The following is a 4225-nucleotide window of genomic DNA, read 5'->3' as shown; positions in this document are numbered from 1 at the left end:
TTCAATCTCCGACTGAGATAAATGCTCCGCGAGGGCGCACATTGTCTGGAAGACAATGGTTTTGCGCCGACCGGAACGGAGTGTAGAGCGCAGTGATTCTGAAAAGAAGATGTCAGCTTGCGCTGACCAGAATCATGCACCAAGTCTCACATGTGTTCGACTTGAATTATGTGAGAGTTTGTGTGGGCATAAGCATTGCAGAGATGCAGGAGAAGTGTGGATGGTAATAAAAAATTTGCCATCCGGAAGTTACTTTTACATTTTTTGTAAAAGGCTTGACTTGGAGTGCACTTCAACCTGTATAATAAAAACGATGATGTAATAAGAAGATGGAAAACTGGGTAAGAGAAAGGAGACTGATACCTTTATGATTTACAATGAATTTCAGGGATTAAAATTATCCGCTCTTGGAATGGGAAATATGAGACTGCCGGTTATCGACGGTGACGACAATCAGATTGATGTAAAAGCTGCGGAGGAAATGTTTGCATACTGCATGGAATCCGGTATTAACTACTATGATACCGCATATGGCTATCACGGTGGAAAATCCGAGCTTGTGGTTGGTGAACTGCTGAAAAAATATGATCGCAGCAGTTTTTATCTGGCTTCCAAGTTTCCGGGATATGATTTGCGGAATATGAGAAGAGTAAAACCGATTTTTGAGGAACAGTTGAAAAAATGTCAGGTAGAGTATTTTGACTTTTATATGTTCCACAATGTCTGTGAGATGAACGTGGATGCATATCTTGATCCGAAATACGGCATTTATGATTATCTGATGGAACAGAAACGAAATGGTCGCATCAAACATCTTGGTTTTTCTGCACACGGTGATATTGAGTGTATGACAAAGTTTCTGGAAGCATATGGCAAAGACATGGAATTCTGTCAGATTGAGCTGAATTATTTTGACTACAAGTTCCAGGATGCCAAAGGAAAAGTGGAATTACTGAAAAAATGGAATCTCCCAATCTGGGTGATGGAGCCGGTTCGTGGCGGTCAGCTTGCCACTCTTTCTGAGGAGGCAACTGCAAAACTGGCAGCGGCAAGACCGGAGGAAAAAGTACCGGCATGGGCGTTCCGTTTTCTGCAGGCAATTCCGGAGGTAACTATGACATTGTCAGGTATGTCAAACATGCAGCAGTTAAAAGACAACATTGCAACTTATGAGGAAAATAAACCGTTAAACGAATCTGAGATGGAACTGATTCTTGGCGTTGCTGACGACATGATCCGCAAGACAACCGTGCCTTGTACCGGATGTCATTATTGTGTTTCCCGTTGTCCAAAGGGACTGGATATTCCATTCTTGCTGAAATTATACAATGAGGCAATGGTCGCAGGTGCTGGAGATTTTATTGCGCCGATGGCACTGGCTTCTGTAGATGCAGAGAAACAGCCGGAGTGTTGTATCGGATGCCACAGCTGTGAGAAAGTCTGTCCGCAGACCATTCAGATCCCGGATGCGCTGCACAGCTTTGCTCAGAAAATGGGACGTGTACAGGAGTAAGGACAACGTATCATTATGGAACCGTTTTACTATAACAAGATGAATAAACTGCAGCAGGCTGTGTATCACGGAATGCTGCAGGGCATCAATGCATTGGAGTCAGAGATTCAGATTCCGCGAATTGACGGGCGGGAGTTGTATGATATCTTTTTTCAAATGCGTCTGGATCATCCGGAAGTGTTCTGGGCGACGGGATATCAGTACCGCTATTATGACAATTCTTCCAATCTGATCCTGCTTCCGGAATATTTGTTTGATAAAAATAAGATTCGGGAGCATCAGAAAGCCATGAAAGCCCGTGTGGAAAAACTGGCGCGGGCGGCAAAAAATCTGTCAGAGTGGGAGAAGGAAAAATACATCCACGATTTTATCTGTGAAAATGTCACTTACGATAAACTGAAAAAAGCATATTCCCATGAAATCATTGGACCGTTAGGACATGGTGTGGGAGTCTGTGAGGGGATTGCAAAATCTGTGAAAGTGCTGTGTGATGCCCTTGGGATCTGGTGCATGATCGCCATTTGCGGAAACAATCCAGAGAAAGGCATCAAGTATCGGCATACATGGAATATCGTAAAAATCGGCGGACAGTTTTATCATCTGGATGTTACATTTGACAATACCCTTGGAAAGCACAGTCTTGCAGGACAGGAACTGCGCTATGATTATTTCAATCTGGAAGATAAAAAGATTTTCCGGGATCACGAACCGCTGATCGCACCGGCTCCTTCCTGTACGGATGGAGATCACTTTTACTATCGGGAGAGAAAGCTTTCTTTTACAAAAATAGAAGATGTGTACAAACGGTCTTTGCAGGCAGCAAAAAAGGGCAGATTACTGACCTTTCATTGGCGCGGCGGTTATCTGACAAAAGAGATTTTTCAGGAACTGTTAGAGCAGATCAAAAAAGCAGGGGATGAGAAACAGAAAGCAGTAAGGATCAGTATGAACTGGGCGCAGGCTGTCATACGTGTCAGCTTTGTGGATGCAGTCGAAGATGCATGTATTGATATGGAAGAAGCAAACGAAGGCGAGCAGGAATGACCTGTTCGCCTTTTACGTAGTTTGCAAAAGATTTTTGTTTTCGTTAATGGATGTGTAATAACAAATCCGTGTATAGTTTTAGTCTCTCTGCCTTTCGCATAAACATGTAGTTAAGGTTCGGTTGATGAAAATGTAACCTTTACAGGAGCAGCGTCATCAGAATCCAGATCAGCGTTAAATAGAATGGAAGTAATAACATCAGCATTTGAAACATTAAAATAGTTTACTCCGACTCCACTTACTTCATAGGTAATATATTGTTTCAGCGTGGAATTATACCAGTGCAGTCTAACGGTGTAATCTTCTGCTGTATTATCTTTTGGAACCGTGAAGCTGTATGGAATATAAAGCGTAGTTCCATCCTCAGATAAGAGACTCATATCATCTTCATCCAGGGTATAAGAGTATACTTTTGTGTCATTTGCCAGAACCTCAAGTGTGACGCCCGAGATAAAGAAACGACAATTGACATTGTTACTGCTCAGGCCAAAGTGACCATCGTTACGACGATTCAGTTTATCATAGGAATTTCCGTCAGCTTGAAGACTTGGCTGCCAGTCTGCTAATGACAGGACAGAAAAAGAACTATACTCATCATTCATATCTACGGTCTGTTTTGAGCCGTTTGTATCGATACATGCAGTTGTTGTATAAGTGTCAGCACTGATCGGCAGGTCAGCGAAACCAGTATAGGTGCCGTCCTCACAGGTAAATGTAACCGGAATATTATTTTGATCCGAGTTATTCTGAAGCTGCATGGTCAGAGTCGTGTTATCCTGATAGTTTTTCAAAACAGCAGTAAATTTGACATGCAGATTTTTCCCATCTTCCGTAACGGAATCTGCAGTCGCGTTATAACTTTGAAAATAAGTATCCCGTTCCGTGGTGTAATCGGAATCATTATTTATATAAACCGGAGCGGAGCTCTGTGCAATCTGAGTGGAAAGCGCATTTAATTTCGTGGAAAAAGTTACTGTGACTACGATCAAGGCAACCGTCAGTGCCAGACACGCAGTACCAAATCCAATAGTAGTCCGCTTCCAGGTTTTATGGTTTTTCTTCAGTATTTCAGAAGTAATCTTTTCAATGGTTTCCGGGGAAACGCCGGATGCAGTAGAATGATCATGATCAGTAGCATCATGACTACCATTTGTGAAAGCGAAATCGGTTGATGTATTTGTACCATTCTGGTTATTTGGCGGGCAATCATCATTCTGAGTCAAATCAGAAGATTCTTCCGCAAAAATATCCATATTTTCATCTAATAATTGATCCAATGATACTTGATAAAACTCTGCCAGAAATTTTAATTTTTCAAGATCCGGGCGTGTGGCATCGGATTCCCATTGGGAAATAGACTGGCGGGAAACCTGAAGCTTTTCTGCCAGCTGTTCCTGTGTCATATTCTGTTTTGTTCGTAATGTATATAATTTTTCACCTAATGTCATAATGTACCTCAGTCTGGAAAAGGATGATCCTGTCATGAAATTGTCATTACAGAATCAAATTGATGTTGTGTGACTTTCCGGAAATTAAAAATATATCAGATGAGAAATAAGGCCATCTTTTATAGTTCGTCAGCAGCAAAAATGCGAGAGCATTTCTGAAAGTGTGTGATGTATCTCATCTGATTTCAGTATAAAAAATCGGTAGAAAATGTCTACCAAT

Annotated in this window: 3 protein-coding genes; 2 read left to right on the top strand and 1 reads right to left on the bottom strand. The window is 41.8% G+C overall.

The genetic code is table 11. The annotated features are described in order from the left end of the window. The first annotated feature begins 367 nt into the window (after positions 1 to 367). The gene (locus LG34_RS07040; protein ID WP_109215474.1) at positions 368 to 1513 is read left to right on the top strand and encodes an aldo/keto reductase; all 1146 of its coding nucleotides are present in this window, start codon (positions 368 to 370) and stop codon (positions 1511 to 1513) included. A gap of 15 nt (positions 1514 to 1528) precedes the next feature. Next, positions 1529 to 2557 (top strand): transglutaminase domain-containing protein, encoded by a 1029-nt coding sequence (locus tag LG34_RS07035; protein ID WP_109215473.1) that lies wholly within the window; start codon positions 1529 to 1531, stop codon positions 2555 to 2557. Positions 2558 to 2667: 110 nt separating this feature from the next. Here LG34_RS07035 and LG34_RS07030 read toward each other — a convergent pair whose 3' ends face one another. Beyond that, a complete protein-coding gene (locus LG34_RS07030; RefSeq protein ID WP_242979824.1) occupies positions 2668 to 4005 on the bottom strand; it encodes a helix-turn-helix domain-containing protein in 1338 nt (445 codons plus the stop codon). Positions 4006 to 4225 lie beyond the last annotated feature (220 nt).

The organism is Eubacterium ramulus, from assembly GCF_003122485.1.
Lineage (GTDB): Bacteria > Bacillota > Clostridia > Lachnospirales > Lachnospiraceae > Eubacterium_I > Eubacterium_I ramulus_A.
This window is presented reverse-complemented; position numbering and strand designations above follow the sequence as displayed.

Bases quoted from the DNA above. Each gene is read 5' to 3' on its own strand.
- LG34_RS07030 (WP_242979824.1), bottom strand. From the start codon at position 4,005: ATGACATTAGGTGAAAAATTATATACATTACGAACAAAACAGAATATG.
- LG34_RS07035 (WP_109215473.1), top strand. From the start codon at position 1,529: ATGGAACCGTTTTACTATAACAAGATGAATAAACTGCAGCAGGCTGTG.
- LG34_RS07040 (WP_109215474.1), top strand. From the start codon at position 368: ATGATTTACAATGAATTTCAGGGATTAAAATTATCCGCTCTTGGAATG.